Genomic DNA, 24,820 nt, shown 5'->3' with positions numbered 1-24,820 from the left:
AGACCCAGCACGCCCTGGGGTACCGGTTCATCGGCGAACTCAAGGCCGCGGCCGAAGCCGGGTCCGAGTCGCAGGAACCCCCCGCCCGGGCCGAGCCGGCGGCCGATCCGCTCGAAGGTGTCGCCGCAGTCAGGCAATCGGTGCCGCCATCGATGAACGTGGCGGCCAACGAGGCCGAGGCGCCGGCGGTCGATGATGCCCACCACGCAGCCGGCTACCGCGCCGCCAGCGCCGGGACATTGGCCGACGAGGCGGGGTTCGCGCTGGCGCCCGAGGACGAAGCGCCGCTCGCGACGCCTCCGGCGGTGGTGCCCACCGCATTCCGTACCCGGCGCAGGGCGCTGGCACGGCGCCGATGGTGGTTGGCAGCTGCGGCGCTGTTGGCCATCGCTGCCGGCGGTTACTGGTTCGGCGAGCGTGAACGCACTGCGGCGCCGGTGGCGGAGGCCTCGATCGCGGTGCTGCCCTTCGTCAGCCTCAGCACCGACAGCCGCGACGGCTACTTCGCCGAAGGCCTGGGCGTGGAGATGCACGACGCCCTGGCCGGCGTACCCGGCCTGCGCGTGGTCGCCGCGCCCGGACGCGGCAAGCAGCAGGTCGACATCAAGGCCCTGGGCGCCCAGCTCGGCGTGGCCACGCTGCTCGACGCCAGCGTCCGCCGCGAGGGTCCCAGGGTGCGGATAAGCGCGCGCTTGTCCGATACGCGCACGGGTTTCACGTTGTGGGCTCATAGCTACGATCGCGAGACCGGTGACGTGTTCGCCCTGCAAAGCGACATTGCCAACGAAGTGGTGCAGGCGCTGGTGGGCGTCCTGCCGGGCACCGGACTGGATTCGGCGCGGCAGGCGTTGGCACGGCGTTTGACGCCGACGCGAAACGTCGCCGCCTACGACGCCTACCTCAAGGGCCAGCAGGAGATCCGCGTGCGCGGCGACAAGGCCAACCCCGCCAGCGCGATCAACTATTTCCGCGGCGCACTGGCGATCGATCCGGGCTTTGCGCGCGCCCAGGCCGGCATCTGCCGCGCCGAGATCGAACGCTTCGAATCCGCGCGCGACACGGCCGCGTTCGAACGCGCGCAATCGGCCTGCAAGCGCGCATCGGACATGGACCCCTCGCTGCGCGAAGTGAGCCTGGCGATGGGCGACCTGCATCGCGCCCGCGGCGAGTCCGAGGCCGCCATCGAGCAGTACACGCATGCGCTGGTCGATCCGGCGCTGCGCGCGGAGGCTTACCTGGGGCCTCGCGGGCGTTGCCAGCGCGCAGGGTCGCGGCGATCTGGCGCTCGACTATTTCGAACGCGCGCGCAAGTTGCGTCCACGCGATGCGGGAGTGTTCCAGGAGCGGGGCTACCACCAGTACACCAGCGGCGACGTGCCCGCGGCGATCGAATCGTATCGCACGGCCGTGTCGTTGAAGCCGGACGACGCGGACCTGTGGAGCAGCCTGGGCGGGCTGTACCAGGCCAACGGCAATGCCGTGCAGGCAATCGCTGCCTACGAGCGCTCGCTGGAAATCAAGCCGAACTACGCGGCATTGAGCAACCTGGGGCTCGGTGAAGTACGACACCGGCGCCTACGAAGAAGCCGCCGCGCTGTACCGCCATGCAGCCGAGCTCGACGGCAGCGACTTCCGCCTGTGGGGCAACCTCGGCGACGCGCTGTCGGCATCCGCGACGACGGCCGCGCAGGCGCGCGAGCCTTACCTGCGTGCATCGCAGATGGCCGATCGCTACCTCAAGCTGAAGTCCGACGACGCGCAGGGATTCGCGCAGCTGTCCTGGTATCTGGCCAACCTCGGCGAAAACGACCGGGCGCGGTCGATGCTGGCCAAAGCCGAATCGATTGCGACCGAGCGTGGCGAAGTTGCCTTCTGGGGCGCACAGACCATGGCATCGCTCAACGACTGGCCCGCTGCGCGCAAACAGCTCGACGCCGCGCGCAAGCATGGCATTCCGGAAGTGCGGATCGTGGCCACGCCGGTGCTGCGGCGACTGGCGGCGCAAGAAATGACGGCATCGCGCGCCCCCTGAGCGGGGCGGTGATCACAGGCCCGTTCCCCCGCGGGCACAAACCGAGGAGAAGAAGAATGAAAGCAATAACGCTAGCGGTGGCGGCCGTGGCCGTCACCGGATGCATGACCTTGTCGGGTTGCAGCAGCAAGGCCGTGGCGGCCGAATGCGGCAAGCAGACCTCCAACCAGCAACCGGTCGAGATCCGGGTCTCCAGCGGTCCGAGGGTCAGCAGCGACGAGTGCGTGGTGCTGCCCGGCAGCAGGATTGCCTGGGTCAACGACCAGGGCAACGACGTCCAGTTCAAGCTCAGGTTCAAGGCGGCCAATCCCGGTGGACAGGGAGCGCCGCTGAAAGTGCCGTCGCAGATGCAGAACGGCAGGTTCGTGGTGAACATCACGGCGATGCAGCTGCCCCCCAATGAGAGAGAGCGTCGCTTCGAGTACGACATCGTGGCCAACGGCACGCCGCTCGACCCGGCCATCATCATCCGCAAGTAGACGATGACGAAAGCAGGGTCTTGCACCCATGTGGTCCGCGGCGATGCGGGCGCGATCGATCCTCATCCGGAGATCACCGTCCGGCGTTGAGGCCAAGGCCCGCTGGATGCGGGCCTGTTGTTTTCACGCCGCCGTTTGCGGTGTCACCATCGCCAGCGCCTCGCGCACCGGCGCGAAGCTGCGGCGATGCTGCGGGCACGGTCCGTGCTGAGTCAGCGCGGCGAGGTGCTCGGGCGTGCCGTAGCCCTTGTGCTGGTCGAAACCGTAGTGTGGCCATTGCGCGTGCAGCTGCTGCATGTGGCGATCACGCGCTACCTTGGCCAGGATCGATGCGGCCATGATCGTGCGGTCGCGTGCATCGCCGCCGATCCATGCTTCCGCCAGACACGGCAGCGAGCGCGGCAACGCATTGCCGTCGATGCGCGCCAGGTCGGCGACGTGGCTGACGGCGAACAGCGCACGGCTCATGCCCGACATCGTCGCCTGGTAGATGTTGATGCGGTCGATCTCCTCGACCGTGACGAACTCGATGTGCCAGGCCAGCGCGCGCTCGATGATGCGGTCGTACAGCGTTTCGCGTCGTGCCGCGGTCAGCTGCTTGGAATCGTCCAGGCCGTTGACAGGCGTGCGCCCGGGCGCGAACACGACAGCTGCAACCACCACCGGTCCGGCCAACGGACCACGACCGGCTTCATCGACACCGGCGATGCGCGGCGGCGTCGGATCGCTGCGCGCGCTCAGGTCCAGCGGCATCTGCGAGCCGTCATTGGCCACGGCCGGCCTCGATCAGTTCGCTGACGGCATCGGCGGCGCTGGCCGATGCATCGCGACGCAGTTGCAGGTGCAGATCGCGGAAGCGCGGCTGCAATGCCGCGGTCGCGGCAGGATCGTGCAGCCATGTCGACACGGCCGCGGCGAGATTTTCCGGCGTGCAGTCGGCCTGCATGAGTTCGGGCACCACGCGCTCGCCGGCGAGCACGTTGGGCAGCGCGTAGTTGTCGACCTTGAGCATGCCCAGGCCCTTGACCAGCGCGTAGGTGCTGGCCGCGACCTTGTAGGCGACCACCATCGGCCGCTTGGCCAGCATCGCCTCGAGCGTGGCCGTGCCGGAGGCCAGCAGCACCACGTCGCTGGCGATCATCAGCGTGCGCGCCTGGCCGCGGATGACCCGCAGCGCCGGCGTCAGCGTGATGCTGTCGGGATGCGCCGCCAGCACGCGCTGGAATGCCGCGCTGGCGTGCTCGTTGGCCATCGGCACCACGACCTGCAGCTGCGGGTCCTGCTGGAGCAGCAGTGCCGCGGCGGACAGGAAATCGGCGCCCAGGCGCTCGATCTCGCCGACGCGCGATCCCGGCAGCAGTGCCAGCAACGGCCGTGAAAGGTCGAGCCCGAGCTGGCGACGGGCCGCGTCGCGATCGGGATCCAGCGGCATCTCGTCGGCCAGCGGATGGCCGACGAAGCGCGCGTCGACGCCGTGGCGGGCATAGATCGCAGGTTCCATCGGGAACAGGCACAGCACGCGGTCGGCGCTGCGTCCGATCTTCTCGGCGCGTTTCTCGCGCCACGCCCATACCGACGGGCTCACGTAATGCACGGTGCGCAGCCCGCGCTTGCGCAGCCACTTCTCGACGCCGAGGTTGAAGTCGGGTGCATCGATGCCGATGAACACATCGGGCTTCCAGTCCAGCAGCCGCTGGCGGAATCCGCGTCGCAGCCGCAGCAGGCGGGGCAGGTGGCGCAACACTTCCGACAGGCCCATGACCGCCAGTTCCGAGGCATCGTTCCAGGCGTCCAATCCGGCTTCGCGCATCTGCTCGCCGCCGATGCCGGCGAACCGGGCGTCGGGGTAGTGCTTGCGCAGTGCTTCGATCAGGCCGGCACCGAGCAGGTCGCCGGAAGCCTCGCCGGCGCACAGGGCGATGCGCGGAGCGGTGGAGGATGGACTGGCGGAGTGCGTCAAAGCCGGCTCGCGTGAAGGGTGGCGGCAGGACCGCGATTGCGAACGGATGATAGCCCAGCCAAGGCCCCGTCATCCCGGCGAACGCCGGGACGACGATGAGTCAGCGCAGCAGCGGTCGCTCGCCGGCGTCGACGAACGCCAGCACCGCGCGCACGTCGTCGCTGTCGCCGGCCAGCTCGGCCAGCTTGGCGCGCGCCTCTTCCAGCGTGCCACCGGACATGTACAGCGCCCGGTACGCGCGCTTGATCGCGCTGATGCGTCCGGCGTCGAAGCCGCGACGCTTGAGGCCTTCGCTGTTGATGCCGCGCGGGCGGCCGTAGCCGTCCTGGGCGACCATCACGAACGGCGGCACGTCGCCATTGACCAGCGCACCCATGCCGATGAAGGCATGCGCGCCGATACGGCAGAACTGGTGGATGCCGGCGAAGCCGCTGAGGATGACGTGGTCGCCGACTTCGACGTGACCGGCCAGCGTGGCGTTGTTGGAGAACACGCAGTGGTTGCCGACGATGCAGTCGTGGGCGACGTGGGTGTAGGCGAGCATCCAGTTGTCGTTGCCGACGCGTGTGACGCCGCCGCCGGTGCCGGTGCCGCGGTTGACGGTGACGAACTCGCGGAACAGGTTGCGGTCGCCGATCACCAGCTCGACGCGCTCGCCCTGGTACTTCTTGTCCTGCGGCTCGCCGCCGATCGCGCAATGACCGACGAAGCGGTTGTCACGGCCGATGCGGGTCGGGCCGATGACGCTGCAATGCGGGCCGAACACGGTGTTCTCACCGACTTCGACCTCGGCCCCGATGTAGCACAGCGCACCCACCTGCACACCGGCAGCCAGGCGCGCACCGGCTTCGACCACGGCGCTGGCGTGGATGTTGGCGGTGGGATGGATGTGCGCTTCGGACATGGCTCAGGCCTTCGCCTCGGCGCAGACGATCTCGGCGCAGGCGACCTGCTCGCCGGCGACGCTGGCAATGCCGGTGTAGATCGCGACGTTGCGGATCACGCGCTTGAGCGTGACATCCAGGTCAAGGCGGTCGCCGGGGACGACCATCTTGGAGAACTTGGCGTTGTCGATCTTAACCAGGTAGAACAGCCGGCCATCGGCCGTGGTCTGGCTCGACAGCTGGGTCAGGATGCCGCCGGCCTGGGCCAGCGCTTCCACCACCAGCACGCCCGGCATCACCGGGTGGCCGGGGAAGTGGCCCTGGAAGTACGGCTCGTTGCAGGTGACGTTCTTGTAGGCGAGCACGCGCTTGTGCGCTTCGAACTCGACCACGCGATCGACCAGCAGGAACGGATAGCGATGCGGCAGCAGCGTCTGGATGGTGTTGACGTCGATCGGTAGTTCCACAGTATGGCTCATCAGGGGTCCTTTCAGCCGGTCCGTCGCTGCCGGAGGTCGTCCGCGGCGGGGGCCAGCATTGCAGTAATCGGGGGCAAACCGGGTGAAGGCGCCCGGATGGGCGCCGGCTCAGTCCTCGCGTCGGCCCGGCAGCCGCCGCGCGATGGCGTCGAGCTGCTTGAAGCGCGCGGCATTCTTGCGCCAGCTGCGATTGTCCATCAAGGGCGTCCCGGAGGAGTACTCGCCGGGTTCGCGGATCGAGCTGGTGACCAGGCTCATCGCGGTGATGACGACCTTGTCGCATATTTCCAGGTGGCCCAGCACGCCGGCGCCACCGCCGATGAGGCAATAGCGGCCGATGCGCGCGCTGCCGGCGGCGGCCGAGCATCCGGCCATCGCCGAGTGGGCGCCGATGAACACGTTGTGGCCGATCTGGATCTGGTTGTCGAGGCGCACATCCTCTTCGAGCACGGTGTCCTCGATGGCGCCGCGGTCGATGGTGGTGTTGGCGCCGATCTCGCAGTCGTCGCCGATGACGACGCCGCCGAGCTGGGGCACGTTGAGCCAGCGGCCGGCCTCCATCGCCAGGCCAAAGCCGGCGGCACCGATCACCGCGCCAGGATGGATGACCGCGCGCTGGCCGATGCGGACCCGGGTGACCAGGGTGACGCGTGCGATCAGTTCGGTGCCGGCGCCGACCACGCAGTCGTCGCCGATGACGCAACCGGCGCCGACAATCGCGCCGGCCTCGACGCGGCTGCGCGCGCCGATGCTGACGAACGGACCGACATGGGCCTGCGGGTCGATGCTGGCGGTGGCGTCGATCGCGGCCGAGGGGTGAATGCCCGCTTCCCGCAGCGGCCTGGGCTCGAACAACGCCGACATCTTGGCGAAAGCGGCGTAAGGATCGCGCGCAAGCAGCGCGGTGCCGGAGTAACCGACCGCGTCGTCTTCCCGCATGACCACCACGCCGGCGCCGCTGCTGGCCAGCTGGCCGCGGTACTTCGGGTTGGCGAGGAAGGCCAGCTGTTGCGGCCCGGCCTTGGCCAGCGTGCCTACGCCATCCACGCGCGCCGCGCCGTCGCCCTGCACCTGCAGGGCGAAGCGCTGTGCCAGTTCGGCTGCGCTGAAGGACGGACCAGGCATGCTCGAACCCGTTGCCGGCTGCTTAGAACGTGCCGCCGAAGGTGAACTGCAGGCGCTCCAGTTCGTCCCCCTGCTCGATCAAGGTGCCGTTCTCGTTCCTCACGTCGTCCTGGCTCTTGAGCGGGTACGCATAGCTGATCGAGATCGGGCCCATCGGCGAGCGCCACATCAGCGCGATACCGGTCGAAGCACGCAGCTCGCCCGCATCGAAACTGTCGTAGTCCTTGTAGACGTTACCGAAGTCGACGAACGCGGAAACACGCGCGGCCGGCGTGTCGAGCAGGGTCGGGAAGTACATTTCCAGCGAGCCGACCGTCTTGAACGCGCCGCCGAGCGGCTGGCCGAATTCGCGCGGACCCAGGGTGTTGTCGGTGAAGCCGCGGACCGAGCGCACACCACCGGCGTAGAAGTTCTCGAAGAACGGCAGGCCATCGGCGGTGATGGTGCGCACGAAGTCCGGACTGCCCGGCGGGCAGACGTAATTGCCCGGCGTGCGGCACAAGTCGCGCGTGGTGGCGTCGCCGTAGCTGTCGCCGTAGCCCAGTTCGGCGCGCGTGTTGAGCACCAGGTGGCGGTTGAGCGGCCAGAACTTGGAGATGTTGTAGTTGAGCTTGTAGTACTCGACGGTCGAGCCGGGCAGGGTGGTTTCCAGCCAGACGCGCTGCTGCATGCCGCGGGTCGGGGTCAGGAAGCTGTCGAGCGAGTTGCGACCCCAGCCGATTTCACCGCGCCAGGCATGGAATGTATTGCGGTCGAGCGCATTGACGTAGTCGACGATGCTCGGCGGCGTGTCGGCGAACACCAGGATTTCATTGGTGTCCACGCCCAGCATCGCCGTGACCGTGTCGGTCTCGGTGATCGGCAGGCCGAAGACCGCCTGCGCTGCGCCGGAGTTGGTCGAGTACTGGGCGGTGTTGAAGTCGGAGTAATCGAGTTCGCGCCACCACAGGTTGTAGCCCAGCGACAGGCCGTTGTCGGTGAAGTACGGGTTGCGGAACGAGAAGTCGTAGCGCTGCATGTAGTCATTGCGCTGCGCCTGCACCGACACCTGGTTGCCGCTGCCGAGGAAGTTGGTCTGCGACAGCTGGATCTGCGCGGTCAGGCCCGACAGCTGCGAGAAGCCCAGGCCGAACACGAAGCTGCCCGAGGTGGTTTCCTTCAGGTTGTAGACCACGTCGACTTCGTCGTTGCTGCCGGCGACCGGCACGGTCTCGACGTCGACGGTCTCGAAGTAGCCCAGCTGCTGCAGGCGGATCTTGGAACGGTCGATCGCCGCCTGCGAGTACCAGGAGCCTTCGAACTGGCGCATCTCGCGGCGGATCACTTCGTCGCTGGTGCGGCTGTTGCCCTTGAAGGCGATGCGGCGCACGTTGACGCGCGGACCGGGCACGACCTGCATGTTGATGCCGACGGTCTTGTCTTCGCGATGGACGTCCGGGATCGGATTGACCTGTGCGAAGGCGTAGCCGACGTTGCTGAGCGTGGCGATGATCGAGTCGGAGCTGATCTCGAGCAGGCGACGGGAGAAGATCTGGTCAGGCTTGACCAGCACCAGGCGCTCGATCTGCTCCTTCGGCAGGATCGTGTCGCCGGTGACCTGCACGGTGGACACCTTGTACTGCTCGCCCTCGGTCACGCCGGCGGTGAGGAACATGTCCTGGCGGTCGGGGCTGATGGACACCTGCGTCGAGTCGACGGCGAAGTCGACGTAGCCGCGGTCGAGGTACCAGGAGTTGAGCTTTTCCAGGTCGCCCGACAGCTTCTCGCGCGAGTACTGGTCATCGCGCTTGTACCAGCTGAGCCAGTTGTGCTCGCGCGATTCCCACTGCTCCAGGATGGCCTCGTCCTCGAACTTCTCGTTGCCGATCAGGTTGACGTGGCGGATCTTGGCCGCCTTGCCTTCCTTGACGGTGATGGTGACGTCGACGCGGTTGCGGTCGAGTCGCGACACGGTCGGATTGATCTCGACGTTGTACTTGCCGCGGTTGTTGTACTGGCGGGTCAGTTCCTGGGTCACGCGGTCCAGGGCGAGGCGGTCGAAGGTATCGCCTTCCGACAGGCCGGCTTCCTTCAGGCCCTTGAGCAGGTCCTCGGACTTGATGTCCTTGTTGCCGGTCAGCGTCAGCTTGTTGATGGCCGGGCGTTCGGTGACGGTGATCACCAGGATGGTGCCCTGGCGGCCGACCTTGACGTCCTCGAAGAAGCCGGTCTTGTACAGCGCGCGGATCGCGTCGCCCGCCTGCGAACTGTCCATCGTGTCGCCACGCTCGACCGGCAGGTAGGTGAAGACCGTACCGGCGGAGATGCGCTGCAGGCCATCGATGCGGATGTCGCTGACGGTGAACGAACCGATCGGCGCGACCTGCGCGCCGGTCGTGTCCGGTGCGCCCGACAGTGCGAACGGATCCACCGACTGCGCCAGCGCGGGCAGGGCTGTGGAATTCAGCGCCGCGACGAGGGCGAGGGCAAGCAGGCGGCGGTTAGGGGTTCGCGTCATTAGTACGTCCGGAAGAGGGTCTTGGAGGCCCGGAGCCGGGCGTCGGGTCGAGAAGGCAGGGAGCGTCGCCGGCATCAGTGCACCAGGTTGTTCACGATGTCGTTGAAGAACGCCAGGCCCATCAGCCCGGCGATCAATGCCAGGCCGACGTATTGTCCGGCCGCCATGGTGCGTTCGCTGACCGGGCTGCCCTTGACCAGCTCGATAAGGTAATACAGCAGGTGACCGCCGTCCAAGATCGGGATCGGCAGCAGGTTCAGGATGCCCAGGCTGAGCGAGAGCATCGCCAGCATCGACAGGTACCAGGCGGCGCCGTGATGGGCATAGGCGTTGGCCGCGCGGGCGATGGTGATCGGCCCGGCGACGGTATTCTGCACGGACACCCGGCCGGTAAATGCGCGGCCGATCATGGCGAACAGCTCGTTGGCCTGGTGCACGCTTTCGCGGAACGCGGCCGGGATGGCATCGATCGGGCCGTAGCGCAGCAGCGCGTCCTTGGCCGGTTCCTGCGCGCGGGCCGACTGCAGGCCCAGCCCCCAGTAGTCCTGGCCGGTTTGCGGATGCTTCATTCGCGCCGGCTGGATCTCGAGGGCGTGCCGTTCACCCTTGCGCTCCACCTCGACCATCGCAATGCCGCCGCGCGCGCCGAGCTTTTGCACAAGCGGGCCAATGTCGTCCCATGAGTTGACCGGATCACCATCAATTGCAGTGATTCGATCGCCTTCGTTGAGTACGCCGAAGGCCGGCTGGTCCGGCACGACGCGCCCGATCACCGCCGGCACCAGGCCGTGGCGCGGGGTCAGGCCGATCGCCTCGACGGCGCGGCGCTCGTCGAACGATGCCGGCAGGCGTGACAGCTGCAGCTTGCGGGTAACTTCGTCGCCGCCGGCGGTGCGCACGCGCAGCGCGATGTCGCTGTGGTCGAGCGCGGCGGGAATCAGCGCCAGTTGCGCTTCGCTCCAGGTCGGCGTGTCGCGGTCACCGATGGCAAGCAGGGTGTCGCCGCTGTGCAGTCCCGCGCTCGCGGCCAGACCCTGGGCCTCGCCGACCACGGGGGCATAGTCCGGGCGGCCGATCACGAACATCGCCCAGAACAGGCCGACGCAGAGCAGCAGGTTCGCGACCGGGCCGGCAATGACGATCGCGATGCGCTTGAACACCGACTGGCGATTGAACGCCTGGTCGAGTTCGCTTGCGGCGACGTCGCCTTCGCGCTCGTCGAGCATCTTGACGTAGCCGCCGAGCGGGATGGCCGCGACCACATACTCGGTGCCGTCCTTGCCGCGGCGCGACCACAGCGCCTTGCCGAAGCCGATCGAGAAGCGCAGCACCTTGACGCCGCAGCGGCGCGCGACCCAGTAGTGCCCGAACTCGTGGAACGTGACGAGCACGCCGAGGCTGACGAGCAACCACCAGATCGAGCCGATGAACTCACTCATGTATGTCAGGGCTCAGGATGACGGGGTTGTGGATCATGCGCGGGCACCGGCGGCGCCAGTCGCGACGGCCTGGCCGGCATGATGCCGCGCCTGGGCATCTGCCTCGCGAAGGGCTGCCAACGACGTCGCCGGGGTGGATGGGAGCGCGGCGAGGGTGTCCTCGACCAGCGCCGGTATCGCTAGGAAACCGATCCGGCGCTGAAGAAATGCTGAAACAGCTACTTCGTTGGCTGCGTTGAGCACTGCCGGGGCGGTGCCGCCCGCGGCCAGGGCCTCGAACGCCAGGCGCAGGCACGGGAAGGCCTGCAGGTCCGGCGGCTCGAAATCGAGGCGGCCATGGGCCAGCAGGTCGAGTCCGGCCACGCCCGACTCGATCCGCTCCGGCCAGCTGAAGCCGACCGCCAGCGCCGTGCGCATGTCCGGCAACCCAAGCTGGGCAATCGTGGACCCGTCGACGAACTCTACCAGCGAGTGCACCAGGCTTTGCGGGTGCACCAGCACCTGGATGCGGTCGCCGTCGACGCCGAACAGGTGGTGCGCCTCGATGACTTCCAGGCCTTTGTTCATCAGCGTGGCCGAATCGACCGAGATCTTCGGTCCCATCGACCACTTGGGATGGGCGACGGCCTGCTCCGGCGTGACTTGGGTCAGCTCGGCGCGTGCGCGACCGCGGAACGGTCCGCCCGAAGCCGTCAGCAGGATCCGTCGCAGGCCCTGGTGCGCATGCGCATCGGGAAGGCACTGGAAGATTGCATTGTGTTCGCTGTCGACCGGCACGATGGTCGCGCCACCTTCCTGCGCTGCCTGCATCAGCAGTTCACCGGCGAGCACCAGCGATTCCTTGTTGGCGAGCAGGATGCGCTTGCCGGCCCTGGCCGCGGCCAGGGTCGAGGGCAGGCCGGCTGCACCGACGATCGCCGCGACGACGGTGTCGCAGGCATCACCGGACACGAGTGCGTCGAGCGCGTCGTCGCCGCTATGCGGTTGCGTCTTCAGGCCGGCATCGCGCAGGCCATCGGCCAGCGCCTGCAGGCCGCGGCTGTCGGCGATCACGGCATGGTCGGGGCGATGCTGCCGGCACAGTTCGACCAGCGCCGCGACATTGCTGCCCGCTGCCAGCACGCTTGCACGCAGGCGCTGCGGATGGCGCGCGATTACGTCCAGCGCGGACGTACCGATCGAACCGGTGGCACCAAGGACGGCGACGTTGCGTGCACTGACCGACATGTTCAGAAGCCCAGCACGGCCTTGCCGAGCGCAAACACGGGCAGCGCGGCCAGCACGCCGTCGACGCGGTCGAGGATGCCGCCATGGCCCGGGATCAGGTTGCCCGAATCCTTCACCCCGACATGGCGCTTGAGCAGGCTCTCGAACAGGTCGCCGACCACCGAGAACAGCACCGCCAGCAGCGCGACCACGGCCACGGCCGGCAGCTGCGCCGGCGTCGCGCCGGCGATCAGGGCGAAGACGATGCCGACGATCACGCCGCACACCACGCCGCCGAGCAGGCCTTCGAGGGTCTTGTTGGGGCTGATCCGCGGCGCCAGCTTGCGACCGCCGAACAGGCGCCCGCCAAAGGTGCGTCCAGCAAAGTAGGCGCCGGTGTCGGCGGCCCAGACGATGGCCAGCGCGGTCAGCAGCCAGCGATGGCCGTTGGGCTGGGTCGAGTGGATCCAGGCCAGCGCACACCAGGCCGGAATCATGCTCAAGGCGCCGGCGGCGAGCTTGAACACGCGCGCGTTGGTGTCGTGGTCGCTGGCGAAGTCGTAGCGGCCCAGCCACAGCAGCGCCAGCAGCCACCAGATCACGCCGATCATGCTCGCCAGCTGGAACAGCGCCATGGTGTAGCCGGCGCTCGAACGCGACGCCCACACCAGCGCCACCATCACTGCCAGGTTGGCCACCAGCAGCACGGTGCGGGCCAGCGTGTCCTCGATCTGCGCCAGGTCGAACCACTCCCACAGGCCGGCCAGGAACAGCACCGCGGCCAGGGCCACCATCCACGGTGTCGGCAGCAGCAGGATCGCGGCAATCGCGAGCGGCGCCATCACCAGGGCGGCGAGCAGGCGGGTTCGGGTCATTCGGAAGTCTCTTTGGTGGCGGGCAACCGGTCCGGCGCCGGCGCGACCTGCGCGCCGGTCAGGCCGAAGCGGCGCTGGCGGCCGGCGTAGTCGTCCATGGCGCGCTGAAGTGTCGCCGCATCCAATTCAGGCCACAACAGGTCGGTGAACCACAGTTCGGTATAAGCCAGCTGCCACAGCAGGAAGTTGCTGATGCGGGTTTCGCCACCGGTGCGGATGAACAGATCCGGGGGCGGCAGCTCGGCCAGGCAGGTGCGGGCGCCCAGGGCGTATTCGTCGATGTCTTCCGCCGCGAGCCGGCCGGCGGCAACGTCTTCCGCCAGCGAGCGTGCGGCCTGGGCGATGTCCCAGCGGCCGCCGTAGCTGGCGGCGACGGTCAGGTGCAGGCGGGTGTTGGCGCGGGTGCGGTCCTCGGCCGACGCCATCTGCTTGCGGATGGCTTCGGCGAAGCGTTCGCGCTCGCCGATGAAGCGCACCCGCACGCCGCGACGGTCGAGTTCGTCGACCTCGCGTTCCAGTGCGCCCAGGAACAGCTTCATCAGCGCACCGACTTCCTCTTCCGGCCGGCCCCAGTTCTCGCTGGAGAAAGCGAACAGGGTCAGCGCCTCGATGCCCTGTTCCAGGCAGAAGTCGATGCAGACGTTGACCGCGCGGGCACCGGCGCGATGGCCGATGACGCGCGGACGGCGGCGGCGCTCGGCCCAGCGACCATTGCCGTCCATGATGACGGCAAGGTGGCGCGGGACGCGCGCGGCAGCGATGGCAGGTTCGGAAGACATGGCGGGACGGGTAGACCCGTCAAACCGCCATAAGTTCTTGCTCTTTGGCCTTGACCACCTCATCGACGTCCTTGATGGCGGCGTCGGTGATCTTCTGGATCTCGATCTCGGAGCGGCTGACTTCGTCTTCGGTGATCTGCTTTTCCTTCAGCAGTTCCTTGACCTGGTGGTTGGCATCGCGGCGGATGTTGCGGATGGCGACCTTGGCGTCCTCGCTCTCGGAGTGGACGAGCTTGGACAGTTCCTTGCGGCGCTCCTCGGTGAGGGCGGGCAGGTTGAGGCGGATCACGGTGCCTGCGGTGTTCGGGGTCAGGCCGAGGTCGGAGGCGAGGATCGCCTTCTCGACGGGGCCGACCATCTGCTTCTCCCACGGCGTGATGATCAGCGAGCGCGCGTCGGAGACCTGGACGGAGGCGACCTGCGACAGCGGCATGTCGGAACCGTAGTAATTGACCTTCAGGTGGTCCACCAGCGCGGTCGAGGCGCGGCCGGTGCGGATCTTGATCAGGGTGTGGCGAAATGCTTCGACGCTCTTGGCCATGCGGGTCTGGGCATCTTTCTTGATCTCGTTGAGCATCGCCGGCTCCGTTCCATTAGCGGTAATCGCGGGATTATAGCCAGCCGGGGGCCTCTCCAGCGACCCGATGGGTCGCGTCGGGGCCGCGCGAGGGCGGCAGGAGCCGGTGGGAGGGTCCCCGCCGCTAGTGGCCGTGCCCGTCCTCGTGGACGTGGTCATGGTCGTGGTCGTGGTCGTGCGCGTGGCCGTGGGTATCGCCGTGCGGCGCCCGATCGTGGCGATCATGCTCGCAGGCCCGGCCCAGCTCGACCTGCAGGGTCGGGTGGTTGATGCCGTAGCGTTCGTCGAGCTCGCGGTTCAGCTGGTCGATGAATTCGTCGTGGTCGCCCTGGTCGGGGCGGACCAGGTGCGCGGTCATCGCGATCTCGCCCGCACCCAGGGACCAGATGTGCAGGTGGTGGACCGCTTGGACCCCGGGCCTGGTCGCCAGGAAGTCCTGCACCTTGCCGCGGTCGATGCTCGCCGGCACCGCATCCATGGCGGCGTTGAAGGCATCGCGCAGCAGGCCGAAGGCGCCGATTGCCACGACCGCGCCGATCAGCACCGCGATCGCCGGGTCGAGCCAGGCCCAGCCCAGCCACAACATGCCGGCGCCGGCCAGCACCGCGGCGAGCGACACCGCGGCGTCGGCGATCAGGTGCAGGAAGGCGCCACGGCGGTTGAGGTCGTGGTCGTGGCCGTCGCGTACCAGCCAGGCCGCGCCGAGGTTGACCGCGATGCCGAGCGCGGCGACGAGCATCACCGGCAGGGCCGGGATCTCCGGCGGGGCGTTGAATCGCCGCACCGCTTCCCACGCCAGTGCGCCGGAGAACGCCACCAGCAGCAACGCATTGGCCAGCGGCGAGAGCAGGGTGGCGCGGCGCCAGCCATAGGTATGGCGGTCGGTCGGCGCGCGCTTGGCCAGTACGGCAGCGCCCCACGCCAGGCCCAGGCCGAGTACGTCACCGAGGTTGTGCAGCGCATCGGACAGCAGCGCCAGCGAATTGGTGGCGAAGCCGTAACCGGCCTCGAGCACCGTGTAGGCAAGGTTGATCAGCGTGACGGCGGCGAATGCGCGCGTCGCGCTGGCGGCGTGATGGTGGTGTCCGTGGCCCATGCCGGGATGGTGGCATGGCGACGGCGGCGGACTCTATTACAAGTCGGCCGCCGCCCGCGGGGATCAGCCCTTGCGGCCCTGCACCAGCGTGCCGATGTTCTCGCCGTGGAGGATCTTCAGCAGCGTGCCCGGTTGGCCCATGTCGAAGATGCGCAGCGGCAGGTCGCTGTCGCGGCACAGGGCGAAGGCGGCGGTATCCATCACCTGCAGGTTGCGGGCGATCACGTCGTCGTAGGTCAGCTTGTCGTAGCGGACCGCGTCGGCGTGCTTCTTCGGGTCCTTGTCGTAGACGCCGTCGACCTTGGTCGCCTTCAGCAGCAGGTCGGCACCGATCTCGATCGCGCGCAGGGCGGCGCCGGAGTCGGTGGTGAAGAACGGGTTGCCGGTGCCGGCGGCGAAGATCGCCAGGCGGCCCTTTTCCATGTGGCGGATGGCGCGGCGGCGGATGTAGTCCTCGCACACGTCGTTGATCTTGATCGCGCTCATCACCCGGCACTTGGCGCCGAGCTTCTCCAGCGCGTCCTGCATGGCCAGGGCGTTGATGACGGTGGCGAGCATGCCCATCTGGTCGCCGGTGACCCGGTCCATGCCGCCGGCGGCCAGGCCGGCGCCGCGGAAGATGTTGCCGCCGCCGATGACCAGCGCCACTTCGGCCCCGGCCTGCTGGGCCTCGATCACCTCGCGGGCCAGGCGGCTGATCATTTTCGGGTCGATGCCGTAGTCCTCGTCCCCCATCAACGCCTCGCCAGAAAGTTTGAGCAGGACACGGCGATAGGCGAGCTGGGACATGGCGACCTCGTTGGGATGGGGCAAACAGCGGAATTGTACGGGATCGGCGGGCTGATCCTCCGTGAGGGCGCGGGAGGCGGCTGGCGGGGGGAACGTTTGGCTTTTTGCGCGCGTGGTTGGGGGAGGAGGTGGGGTGTATTCCGCGAACCTCCGCTTCGCTCCGTTTACTGTTCGCGAAATACACCCCACCCCCTCCTTCCGGAAGCTTCCAATGAATCCCCGGCCCGGCGGACGACGCCCCACCGCAAACCAAAACCCGATGAGCGAACACAGCCAACAAAAGTGACATTCGCGGAAATCGCACATCGACAAGGGTCGATCGCCGCGCGCGAGGGTTGAACATTTGCCGAATCGGTTCGCGGTTTTTTCGAGATCCGGCGGTAGTAGTGGAATGTTCATAAAACGGCACTTGACACATTGAATGCCGTTCATGACGAAAGTCATAGTCGGGTCGCCCTCGGGAGAAAGGGCAACCACTGACTTTGGGAGAGGAAGAAGTGTCGAGAACAACAATGAATCGTGCGCTGCGACGCAGCGCGCTGACGGTGGCGCTTGGCCTGTGTTTCGCGTCGACCGTGCAAGCGCAGTCCAATACCGCCGGTGCCGTGTTCGGCCAGGCGAGCGCAGGCGACACGGTGCTGGTGGAGAATCCGGCAACCGGCTTCAAGCGCAGCATTTCCGTCGGCAGCGACGGCCAGTACCGCGCATCGGCGCTGCCGACCGGCAGCTATCGCATCACCCTGCAACGCGCCGACGGCACCAGCTCGGTCCGCGAGAACGTGACCGTCAACGTCGGTACCGGCACTTCCGTCAACTTCGCCGCGGCACCGGCCGGTGGCGCCACCAACCTGGAAACGATCCAGGTCACCGCCGCACTGGTCAATCCGATCGACGTCTCGTCGGTGGAGTCGACCACGATCCTGACCGCCGAGCAGATCGCGAAGATCCCGGTGCCGCGCGACGTGACCAGCGTTGCGCTGCTCGCGCCGGGCACGGTCAAGGGTGATGCGGCATTCGGAAACCTGGCCTCGTTCGGCGGCGCCTCGGTGGCCGAGAACGCGTACTTCGTAAACGGCTTCAACATCACCAACTCGTTCAAGGGCCTGAACTTCGCCAACATCCCGTTCGAGGCAATCGGCGAACAGCAGATCAAGACCGGCGGCTACGGCGCCGAGTTCGGTCGCGCCCTGGGCGGCGTGGTCAACCTGGTCACCAAGCGCGGTACCAACGAGTTCCACGCCGGTGGCAACATCTTCTATACCGCCAGCAGCCTGCGTGCCACCGAGCGCGACATCTACTCGCCCGACGGCCAGCTGATCTCCGACAACTCCAGGGACAAGGATCCGACCGAAACCATCGCCTCGGTGTGGGCCAGCGGCGCGCTGGTCAAGGACACGCTGTTCGGCTACGCCCTGTTGCAGTACGGCCGCGAGAGCGGCTCGCGCCGCTACGGCGACAACCTCAGCGTGCTCAACGACAGCGAGACCGCCAAGAACCCCAACTGGCTGGTCAAGCTCGACTGGAACATCAACGACGCCAACCTGCTCGAGTTCACCGGCTTCTCCGACAAGCGCGAAACCGAGCGCGACGTCTTCTCCAACCCGCAGGGCATCAGCCAGCGCCAGAACTACCTGGGCACGGTCCATGACGAGACCGGCGGCAACAACTACGTCATGAAGTACACCGGCTACCTGACCGACACCTTCACGCTCAGCGCCCTGTACGGCACCGGTGAGTACAAGCGCAGCAACTACGGCATCAACGCCGCCGGCGAACGCCTGGTCTATGACGGCGTGGTCAGCCCGGACAATGCCGCCGGCATCATCGGCGCCGCCGGTTGCCCGGTGGTCAGCGATGGCCGCCCGGACGCGGTCGCCGGCATCATCCCGGCCATCACCAGTTCGTGCAGCTTCCTCGGCCAGAACCTCGGCCTGACCGACGCCCAGGACGAGCGCGACCAGTTCCGCATCGACGCCGAATGGCAGCTCGGTTCGCACCTGCTGCGCGCCGGCTACGACAGCGACACGTTCAAGTCGCGCGACGGCGAGGCGAGCGAAGGCGGCGTGGCATGGCGTTACGTCGTGCGCCAGGGCCGCGACCAGGTCCGTCGCCGCGTGTTCCAGACCGGTGCGGATGTCGAGGTCGATTCCGAGGCGTTCTACATCGAGGACACCTGGAGCATCACCGACAGCTTCAACGCCTACATCGGCCTGCGCTGGGACAGCTTCGAGAACAAGAACGGCGAAGGCCAGACCTACGTCAAGCAGGACAACCAGTTCGGTCCGCGCCTTGGCTTCTCGTGGGACGTCAACGGCGATTCGACGCTGAAGATCTTCGGTAACGCCGGTCGCTATGCACTGCCGATCGCGGCAAACGTGGCCGTGCGCGGTTCCAGCCCGTCGCTGTACAGCCAGCAGTACTTCGACTACACCGGCGTTGATCCCGTCACCGGTGCGCCCACCGGCCTGACCGAGGCCAGCGCGCTGAGCTACCTCAACAACGAGTTCGGCATCGGCAAGGACCCGCGCACGATCGCTTCCAAGAACCTCGATCCGCAGTACCAGGACGAGTACATCCTCGGCTTCCAGAAGGCGATCACCGACAACTTCTCCGGTGGTGTGCGTGCGATCTACCGCGACCTGAAGCGTTCGATCGACGACCAGTGCGATTACCGCGTGTTCGAGCAGTGGGCCGACGACAACGGCTACGCGATCGATTCCTACAATCCGGCCTTTGCCTACTGCCACATCTACAACCCGGGCCGCGACCTGGATGTCGACATCGACATCGATGCCGATGGCACGCTGGAGCACGTGGTGATCCCGGCCAACCAGCTGGGTCCGAAGTCCAAGCGCACCTACACGGCGGTGGAGTTCTTCGCCGAAGGCCAGATCACCGACAAGTTCTTCCTGCAGGGTTCCTACACCTGGTCGAAGAACAAGGGCAATGCCGAAGGCGGCGTGAAGTCGGACATCGGCCAGGACGACACCGGCGTCACCCAGGACTTCGACTATCCGGAACTGATGGTCGGCGCCGATGGTTATCTGCCCAACGATCGTCGCCACACGTTGAAGCTGTTCGGCAACTACGAGTTCAACGAGCAGTGGTCGACCGGTGCCAACTTCCTCTACCAGAGCGGTCGTCCGATCAACTGTTTCGGTGTCTACGGGGATGACCCGGTCGGTTACCTCAACAGCTACTTCTCGTGCGACGCCGGTCCGGTTGATCCGGACACGGGCAGCAACGGCACGACGATCGTCCGTCGTGGTTCGGCTGGCCGCACCGACGACATCTTCAACCTCGATCTGAACGTTGCCTATCGTCCGTCGTTCGCCGAAGGCCGCCTGGCCTTCAAGATGGACGTGTTCAACGTGTTCAATCGGCAGAAGGCATTGGCGGTGGACGAGGCGGGCGAAGACAGCACGGGCAATCCGTTGATGGGCATCACCTACCTGACGCCGACGGTCTACCAGGCGCCGCGCGCGGTGCGCTTCATGGTTCAGTACAACTGGTAAGCACCCGCTGCTGACGGTTGGTTCGCGGCCGCCTCCGGGCGGCCGCGCTTTTTGGGGCGGCCATTCCGTGATCACGGTCGGGAACTGAACGATCGCATGCGGGCCGGGTGGGGTGTCGCCGCGGCCGCTGCGTTGTTGGGGGCATGGGAATGCCACTGTCGACGCCAGCCGCACCAGGGACGGGCACTACCGCGTCGCGGGCGGCCGTGCCGGTTCGGCCGGGCGCATGCTACAAATTGCGCGTTCGCGGCCGCCCCGGCCGCACTGGAGCCGGCCATCCCTGTCATGCGTATGAGCGTTCGCCCCACTTCCGCTTCGAACCGGAACCGCTGCCGTCGCGGTGGCGCATGCCGCGTGGCGGGGTGAGCGACGCGATGGCCGAGGCGATGCTGCCGTCCCCACCGCGAGAAGACGAACCCGTCACCTCTGCGCCAGCAGCGGATGGCGACGGCTTCGATCAGTTCCTGCGCGAACACCAGGCGCCATTGATTGCGTTCCTGGCGCGACGCGCCGGTGATGAGGACGCCAAGGACATCGCGCAGGAGGCGATGGTCCGGCTGATGCGCTACCGCTCCCAGCCGGCAGACCAGTTGCGTCCGCTGATGTACCGCATCGCCCTGAACGTGCTCAACGACCGCGGCCGCCGCGACTCGACGCGGCAGGCTTCGGCGCATGTCAGCCTCGACCAGGATTTCCTTGGCTTGGCGTCGTCGGAGCCCAGCCACGACCAGCGCATCGGCCACGAGCAGGAGTTGGCGCTGGTACGTGCGGCGATCCTGCAGATGCCCGAGCGCTGCCGCCAGGTCTACCTGCTCAACCGGATCGAAGGCATGAGCTACAGCCAGATCGCAAGCCATTGCGGAATTTCGGTGAAGGCCGTGGAAAAGCACATTGGCAAGGCGCTGGGATTGTTGCGGCTGAAGCTGAAGCAAAGCGGTATCAGCCGCGAGGACCAATCATGAGTACAGGGATGTTCGACCATGACACCGGCCGGCATGACACCGGTGTAAGCCAGGCAGAAGCCTGGCTGGCGCGGCTCATGTCGCCCGAATGCGAACCGCACGAGCGTGCCGCATTCGAGGACTGGCTGGCGCAGTCGCCCGACAACATCAGCGCCTACCTCGAGGCCGAGCGGACCCATGCGCTGGCGGCGGGGCTTGGCTCGGACGACCTGCTGCGTGCGGCCGCGCAAGCGGCCCGGCGTAAGCCTGCGCAAGCGCGGGGCAACTGGAAGTCGTGGCTCCCGGCCGCGGCTGCGGCAGCCCTTGTCATCGCGGTGGCCACCGCCACCCTGTGGCCGCGCCCGGCAGAGAAGGCCGTCGTCCAGCAGTTCGTGACGGCCCAGGGCGAGCAGCGCCAGATCACCCTGTTCGACGGCACCGTGCTGCGCCTGGACACGGGTTCGGAAATCACCACCCGTTTCGATGGCCGCCAGCGACTGGTCGAACTCGAGCGCGGTCGCGCCCAGTTCGTGGTCGCCGCCGACCCGGATCGACCGTTCCTGGTCAAGGCCGGGCCCGGCACCGTGCGCGACATCGGCACGACGTTCCAGGTCAGCCGGATCGACGGGCAGGTCAACGTCGGCCTGCTCGAAGGACGAGTCGACGTCTCGGTCGGGTCCGGCGCCGATGTTCGCCGCAGCGAGCTGGCGCCTGGCGAACAGATCAGCATCGATGGCAACGGCGCCATCGGCAGCAAGCAACCGCTCGACCTGGCGGCGGCACATGCCTGGCCGCAGGGCGACCTGGTGTTCCGCCAGCGGCGCCTCGACGAATTGCTGGTCGAGATGAACCGCTATTCGCAGGTGCAGCTGCGACTCGGCGACCCGGCACTGGGCTCGTTGCAGGTCAGCGGCGTGTTCCATGCCGGCGACCAGGAAGCGCTGGTGGCGGCACTGGAACGCGGCTGGTCGCTGCGGGCGCAGCGCGAGGGCGCTGAAGAGATCGTGCTCTCCCGTCCGGCGCAGTAATCGCCGGGCGCCGGAACCGCTGCCCACGCCATCGCCGAGCGGGGCGCAAGCGCCCGGGCGAGCGCATTGCCACCCCCGTCAGGCTCCCGTAATGTGCGCCACAGGGCAGCCCGTTCACCGGACGAATGGCCAGGTCGTACTGTTTCACCCTTGCCATCGCCGGCGCACTGTCATGGAGCTGCCTGGCGGCTGTCTGCTACGCGGCCGAAGAGGTTGCAGCGCCAGTGCGCCTGGTTGTCCCGGCTGGCAAGCTCGACCGCGCGCTGCAGGCGCTGGCGACGCAGAGCCACACCCAGATCCTCTACGCCCCCGGACTGGTCGAAGGCCGGCGCGCCCCCGGTCTGCAGGTACGCATGCCGCCGCAACGGGCGCTGGACCTGCTGTTGCAGGGCAGCGGACTGCGCGCGGTGCAGGTCAATGCCAACACCTTCCTCATCGAAGCGGAAGGTGGGTCGACGAGCGTTGCGTCCGGGGCGCAGCCGGCCCGAGGTGATACGCCCACCGAGCTGGATACGGTGCAGGTCACCGGCACGCACATTCCGCGCTCGAGCCTGGACGTGGTCACAGCAGTGCCACTGACCCGCATCACCCGCGCCCAGATCGAGTCCAGCGGCTACCAGACACTGTTCGAGTTGCTGAGCTACCAGCCCGGCATGGTCAGTCACCATCCGGTCGACGTCGCCACCGACGGCGGATTCCAGTCGCAGCAACCATTCGCCGCCGCGGCAACGACCAGCCTGTACGGCCTGGGACCGCGCGCGACCTTGTTCCTGCTCGACGGTCGCCGCATGGCCAACTACGGGTTGGCGTCGGCCGACCTGGGCGGACTGACCGATCTCAACGGCATTCCATTGAGCATGATCGATCGCATCGAGATCATCCGCGGCGGTGCCTCGGCCATTTACGGTGCCGACGCAATGGCGGGCGTGGTCAACATCATCCTGCGCAAGGGGCAGGTGGGCGGCGAAGCGGTGGCCCGCTATGGATTGTCCGAGCGCGGCGATGCCGAGCAGCGGCGGTTCTCCTTCAACTATGGCCAGGTCGCCGATGACGGCGGCAACTGGTCGATCAGCGCCGACTACCTGCACCGCGACGCGCTCCTTGGCGAGGACCGCGCGTGGCGAAGCGCCGACCTGCGCCGCCTGGGCCTGCGCGACCAGCGCGTCCCGCTGGCCTACTTCAGCGCCGAAGGCCTGGAGCACTGGGCCTGTCCGGACCGGATCCGTGACGACGCCGGCGAGTGCTATCTCGACAAGCCGCGTTACGTGACGCTGCAACCGGAGCTGGAGAGCACCGCGGTCTATGGACAGATCCGGCAGCCGCTGAGCGACAGCGTCGAATTCAGCGCTTCGTTGCGCCTGAGCCAGGTCCAGCAGCGGCTGCAGGGAGCACCGTTCCATGCCGCCGTCTTCCTGCCTTTCGATCACCCCGACGACTGGTTCCAGGGAAATGCCACCGTCCTCAATTACGCCTTCTTCGACATTGGACCGGTGCGCAGTCGCAGCACCGCGCGCAGCGGTGACCTCACCCTGGGCCTGGACGGCTATCGCGGCGAGTGGCAGTGGCGGCTGGATCTCGCCCATCACCGCAACGATGTCGACAACTCCATTGACGGACTGGTCAGCAACAGCGTCCTTGAACGTGCGATCGATGACGTGAGCTACCGGTTCAACGGCCCCGGCAATCCGCCGGCGCTGCTGGAAGATCTGTCGCCGCGGGTGAAGGTGCAGGGCGATGCGCAGTTCGACCAGTTCGCCTTCAGTGCCAACGGGCCCTGGTTCTCGTTGCCGGGCGGCCAGACCCAGGCCGCGGTCGGCATGGAATGGAATCGCGATGCGCTGGACAATCGTCCCGATCCGCTGATGATCGCCGGCGATATCGCCCTCGGCGCGCAGAAGATCGCCATCGACGAGCATCGCTACAGCTCGGCCCTCTATGCCGAACTGAGCATGCCGGTGACGACCTGGCTCAATGCCGACCTGGCATGGCGGCTCGATCACCGCCAGGGCTATGACAGCAGGTCCTCGCCGATGCTCGGCCTGAAGTGGAAGCTGTCGCCGTCGCTGACATTGCGCGGCACCGCCGCCTCCGGCTATCGCGCCCCGACATTGTTCGAGCTGCGCCGCCCGACGGCCTCCGATTCGGTCGATATCGTCGAAATGACCGACGCCCTGGCGCCGTGCCAGGTGCCGATCCAGGCCGACGATGGCGTCACCTATTGCCTGGTCTCGCTTGGCGGCAGGGAGAATCCGGACCTGCAGCCGGAAACCTCGCGCAGCTACATCCTCGGCATGGTGTGGGCGCCGACGGCCAACTTCGACGTCAGCCTCGACCGCTTCCGCATCCTGCGCCGCAACGAAATCCTCAGCACGAACGCGCTGGCCAATCCGTCGGCCTTCGCCGAGGCGCTGGTGCGCGACGAGCAGGGCGGGTTGTATGCGATCAATGACTACTTCACCAACGTCGGGCGCACCGAAGTGGACGGCTGGGAGTTCCAGTCCGAATACCGCATCGCCACCGACCAGCACGGCAGTTTCGTGCTGCGCCTGGCGGCGAGTTACTTGGACCATCTGCGGCGCCAGGCCAATGCCGCCAGCCCGGAGCTCGACTACGCCGGCCACGGCACGCCGCAACGCTCGGTGCTGGCCGGCGCGGAGTGGACGGTCGGCGACTGGATCGCGGCACTGAACATCCACGAGCTTGGGCCGTCGGACGTCGCCGCGCCGGGCGAACCCTGCCCGGAGCTCAATGCCAGCGTGCGCAAATGCCGCACGCCCGCATGGACCACGGCCGACCTCTACCTGGCCTATGTCGGGCTTCCCAGCTGGCGGTTCTCGCTCAACATCAACAACCTCGCCGACCACCAGCCGGTCAACTACGAAGCCGACAAGCTTGGCTACGACATCGCCTACGACGACCCGCGTGGTCGCTATTACCTGCTGAGCGCCGCGTACCGGTTCTAGGGTCCGGCGAAGCGGGCGCGGTGCCTTCGTGCAAATAAAACTGCCAAGCCGGGTAGGGGGGTGGGGCGTCGCCTGCGTTACTGGCCATGACCTTCCGAAAGGAAGGCTCACGCGCCAAGGATGGCGCACCTATTCACCGCTTCGACAACGTTCGCG

At 67.4% G+C, this 24,820-nt stretch carries 19 protein-coding genes and 1 pseudogene; 7 read left to right on the top strand and 13 right to left on the bottom strand.

All coding sequences use genetic code 11. The features are described 5' to 3' along the window. Positions 1–1,197: 1,197 nt before the first annotated feature. The 3 genes and pseudogenes from HIV01_RS18320 to HIV01_RS07530 all read left to right on the top strand — a co-directional run. Positions 1,198–1,482, top strand: a pseudogene (locus HIV01_RS18320) (tetratricopeptide repeat protein); the annotation flags it as partial. A 73-nt stretch (positions 1,483–1,555) separates the two neighbouring features. Continuing rightward, complete coding sequence (locus tag HIV01_RS07535; RefSeq protein WP_207527176.1) at positions 1,556–2,032, top strand: hypothetical protein; 477 nt, start codon at positions 1,556–1,558, stop codon at positions 2,030–2,032. Between the two features lie 56 nt (positions 2,033–2,088). Then, complete coding sequence (locus tag HIV01_RS07530; protein WP_200606023.1) at positions 2,089–2,511, top strand: hypothetical protein; 423 nt, start codon at positions 2,089–2,091, stop codon at positions 2,509–2,511. Between the two features lie 123 nt (positions 2,512–2,634). Here the strand turns inward: HIV01_RS07530 and HIV01_RS07525 are convergent, their stop codons facing one another. The 13 genes from HIV01_RS07525 to pyrH form a co-directional block, all read right to left on the bottom strand. Further along, positions 2,635–3,264 carry a ribonuclease HII gene (locus tag HIV01_RS07525; protein WP_200606403.1) on the bottom strand — a complete coding sequence of 210 codons (630 nt, stop codon included), beginning with the start codon at positions 3,262–3,264 and terminating at the stop codon, positions 2,635–2,637. A gap of 10 nt (positions 3,265–3,274) precedes the next feature. Then, positions 3,275–4,471, bottom strand: a complete 1,197-nt coding sequence (lpxB, locus tag HIV01_RS07520) for a lipid-A-disaccharide synthase (RefSeq protein WP_245156938.1) — start codon at positions 4,469–4,471, stop codon at positions 3,275–3,277. A gap of 100 nt (positions 4,472–4,571) precedes the next feature. Then, the gene (lpxA, locus tag HIV01_RS07515; RefSeq protein WP_200606020.1) at positions 4,572–5,375 is read right to left on the bottom strand and encodes an acyl-ACP--UDP-N-acetylglucosamine O-acyltransferase; all 804 of its coding nucleotides are present in this window, start codon (positions 5,373–5,375) and stop codon (positions 4,572–4,574) included. Positions 5,376–5,378: 3 nt separating this feature from the next. Continuing rightward, positions 5,379–5,834: a 3-hydroxyacyl-ACP dehydratase FabZ gene (fabZ, locus tag HIV01_RS07510; RefSeq protein WP_200606010.1), complete on the bottom strand. Its 456-nt coding sequence runs from the start codon at positions 5,832–5,834 to the stop codon at positions 5,379–5,381. 108 nt (positions 5,835–5,942) lie between these two features. Then, positions 5,943–6,959, bottom strand: a complete 1,017-nt coding sequence (lpxD, locus tag HIV01_RS07505) for a UDP-3-O-(3-hydroxymyristoyl)glucosamine N-acyltransferase (RefSeq protein ID WP_200606001.1) — start codon at positions 6,957–6,959, stop codon at positions 5,943–5,945. Positions 6,960–6,981: 22 nt separating this feature from the next. Beyond that, the gene (gene bamA, locus HIV01_RS07500; protein ID WP_200605996.1) at positions 6,982–9,456 is read right to left on the bottom strand and encodes an outer membrane protein assembly factor BamA; all 2,475 of its coding nucleotides are present in this window, start codon (positions 9,454–9,456) and stop codon (positions 6,982–6,984) included. Between the two features lie 74 nt (positions 9,457–9,530). Then, entirely contained in the window at positions 9,531–10,895 is a 1,365-nt protein-coding gene (rseP, locus tag HIV01_RS07495) for an RIP metalloprotease RseP (protein WP_200605987.1), read from the bottom strand. Positions 10,896–10,928: 33 nt separating this feature from the next. Next, positions 10,929–12,122 (bottom strand): 1-deoxy-D-xylulose-5-phosphate reductoisomerase, encoded by a 1,194-nt coding sequence (locus HIV01_RS07490; protein ID WP_200605977.1) that lies wholly within the window; start codon positions 12,120–12,122, stop codon positions 10,929–10,931. A gap of 2 nt (positions 12,123–12,124) precedes the next feature. Beyond that, positions 12,125–12,976, bottom strand: a complete 852-nt coding sequence (locus HIV01_RS07485) for a phosphatidate cytidylyltransferase (RefSeq protein WP_200605975.1) — start codon at positions 12,974–12,976, stop codon at positions 12,125–12,127. Further along, positions 12,973–13,755, bottom strand: coding sequence for a polyprenyl diphosphate synthase (gene uppS, locus HIV01_RS07480; RefSeq protein WP_200605966.1), 783 nt, complete (start codon positions 13,753–13,755; stop codon positions 12,973–12,975). Before uppS ends, HIV01_RS07485 begins: the two co-directional genes overlap by 4 nt. A 19-nt stretch (positions 13,756–13,774) precedes the next feature. Beyond that, positions 13,775–14,332: a ribosome recycling factor gene (gene frr / locus HIV01_RS07475; protein WP_200605948.1), complete on the bottom strand. Its 558-nt coding sequence runs from the start codon at positions 14,330–14,332 to the stop codon at positions 13,775–13,777. 124 nt (positions 14,333–14,456) lie between these two features. Further along, a complete protein-coding gene (locus tag HIV01_RS07470; RefSeq protein ID WP_200605945.1) occupies positions 14,457–15,428 on the bottom strand; it encodes a cation diffusion facilitator family transporter in 972 nt (323 codons plus the stop codon). 63 nt (positions 15,429–15,491) lie between these two features. After that, positions 15,492–16,217 (bottom strand): UMP kinase, encoded by a 726-nt coding sequence (gene pyrH, locus HIV01_RS07465; protein WP_200605942.1) that lies wholly within the window; start codon positions 16,215–16,217, stop codon positions 15,492–15,494. A 512-nt stretch (positions 16,218–16,729) separates the two neighbouring features. On the opposite strand from pyrH, the gene HIV01_RS07460 reads away from it, so the two are divergent. The 4 genes from HIV01_RS07460 (at position 16,730) to HIV01_RS07445 (ending at position 24,664) form a co-directional block, all read left to right on the top strand. After that, on the top strand, positions 16,730–19,732 hold the full coding sequence (locus HIV01_RS07460; RefSeq protein ID WP_200605940.1) for a TonB-dependent receptor: 3,003 nt from the start codon (positions 16,730–16,732) through the stop codon (positions 19,730–19,732). A gap of 362 nt (positions 19,733–20,094) precedes the next feature. Next, positions 20,095–20,694 carry an RNA polymerase sigma factor gene (locus tag HIV01_RS07455; RefSeq protein WP_245156937.1) on the top strand — a complete coding sequence of 200 codons (600 nt, stop codon included), beginning with the start codon at positions 20,095–20,097 and terminating at the stop codon, positions 20,692–20,694. Next, positions 20,691–21,701 (top strand): FecR family protein, encoded by a 1,011-nt coding sequence (locus HIV01_RS07450; RefSeq protein WP_200605936.1) that lies wholly within the window; start codon positions 20,691–20,693, stop codon positions 21,699–21,701. The genes HIV01_RS07455 and HIV01_RS07450 overlap by 4 nt, the downstream gene beginning before the upstream one ends. A gap of 125 nt (positions 21,702–21,826) precedes the next feature. Then, on the top strand, positions 21,827–24,664 hold the full coding sequence (locus HIV01_RS07445) for a TonB-dependent receptor (protein WP_200605933.1): 2,838 nt from the start codon (positions 21,827–21,829) through the stop codon (positions 24,662–24,664). Positions 24,665–24,820: the final 156 nt, after the last annotated feature.

Origin of the sequence: Lysobacter arenosi (genome assembly GCF_016613475.2) — a bacterium.
Classification (GTDB): Bacteria; Pseudomonadota; Gammaproteobacteria; order Xanthomonadales; family Xanthomonadaceae; genus Lysobacter_J; species Lysobacter_J arenosi.
This window is presented reverse-complemented; position numbering and strand designations above follow the sequence as displayed.

Excerpts from the sequence above, each read along its gene's own strand:
- HIV01_RS07445 (WP_200605933.1), top strand. The coding sequence starts at position 21,827 with ATGGCCAGGTCGTACTGTTTCACCCTTGCCATCGCCGGCGCACTGTCA.
- fabZ (WP_200606010.1), bottom strand. The coding sequence starts at position 5,834 with ATGAGCCATACTGTGGAACTACCGATCGACGTCAACACCATCCAGACG.
- lpxA (WP_200606020.1), bottom strand. The coding sequence starts at position 5,375 with ATGTCCGAAGCGCACATCCATCCCACCGCCAACATCCACGCCAGCGCC.
- uppS (WP_200605966.1), bottom strand. The coding sequence starts at position 13,755 with ATGTCTTCCGAACCTGCCATCGCTGCCGCGCGCGTCCCGCGCCACCTT.
- rseP (WP_200605987.1), bottom strand. The coding sequence starts at position 10,895 with ATGAGTGAGTTCATCGGCTCGATCTGGTGGTTGCTCGTCAGCCTCGGC.
- HIV01_RS07525 (WP_200606403.1), bottom strand. The coding sequence starts at position 3,264 with ATGCCGCTGGACCTGAGCGCGCGCAGCGATCCGACGCCGCCGCGCATC.
- bamA (WP_200605996.1), bottom strand. The coding sequence starts at position 9,456 with ATGACGCGAACCCCTAACCGCCGCCTGCTTGCCCTCGCCCTCGTCGCG.
- HIV01_RS07485 (WP_200605975.1), bottom strand. The coding sequence starts at position 12,976 with ATGACCCGAACCCGCCTGCTCGCCGCCCTGGTGATGGCGCCGCTCGCG.
- pyrH (WP_200605942.1), bottom strand. The coding sequence starts at position 16,217 with ATGTCCCAGCTCGCCTATCGCCGTGTCCTGCTCAAACTTTCTGGCGAG.
- HIV01_RS07470 (WP_200605945.1), bottom strand. The coding sequence starts at position 15,428 with ATGGGCCACGGACACCACCATCACGCCGCCAGCGCGACGCGCGCATTC.
- frr (WP_200605948.1), bottom strand. The coding sequence starts at position 14,332 with ATGCTCAACGAGATCAAGAAAGATGCCCAGACCCGCATGGCCAAGAGC.
- HIV01_RS07460 (WP_200605940.1), top strand. The coding sequence starts at position 16,730 with ATGAATCGTGCGCTGCGACGCAGCGCGCTGACGGTGGCGCTTGGCCTG.
- HIV01_RS07530 (WP_200606023.1), top strand. The coding sequence starts at position 2,089 with ATGAAAGCAATAACGCTAGCGGTGGCGGCCGTGGCCGTCACCGGATGC.
- lpxD (WP_200606001.1), bottom strand. The coding sequence starts at position 6,959 with ATGCCTGGTCCGTCCTTCAGCGCAGCCGAACTGGCACAGCGCTTCGCC.
- HIV01_RS07490 (WP_200605977.1), bottom strand. The coding sequence starts at position 12,122 with ATGTCGGTCAGTGCACGCAACGTCGCCGTCCTTGGTGCCACCGGTTCG.
- HIV01_RS07450 (WP_200605936.1), top strand. The coding sequence starts at position 20,691 with ATGAGTACAGGGATGTTCGACCATGACACCGGCCGGCATGACACCGGT.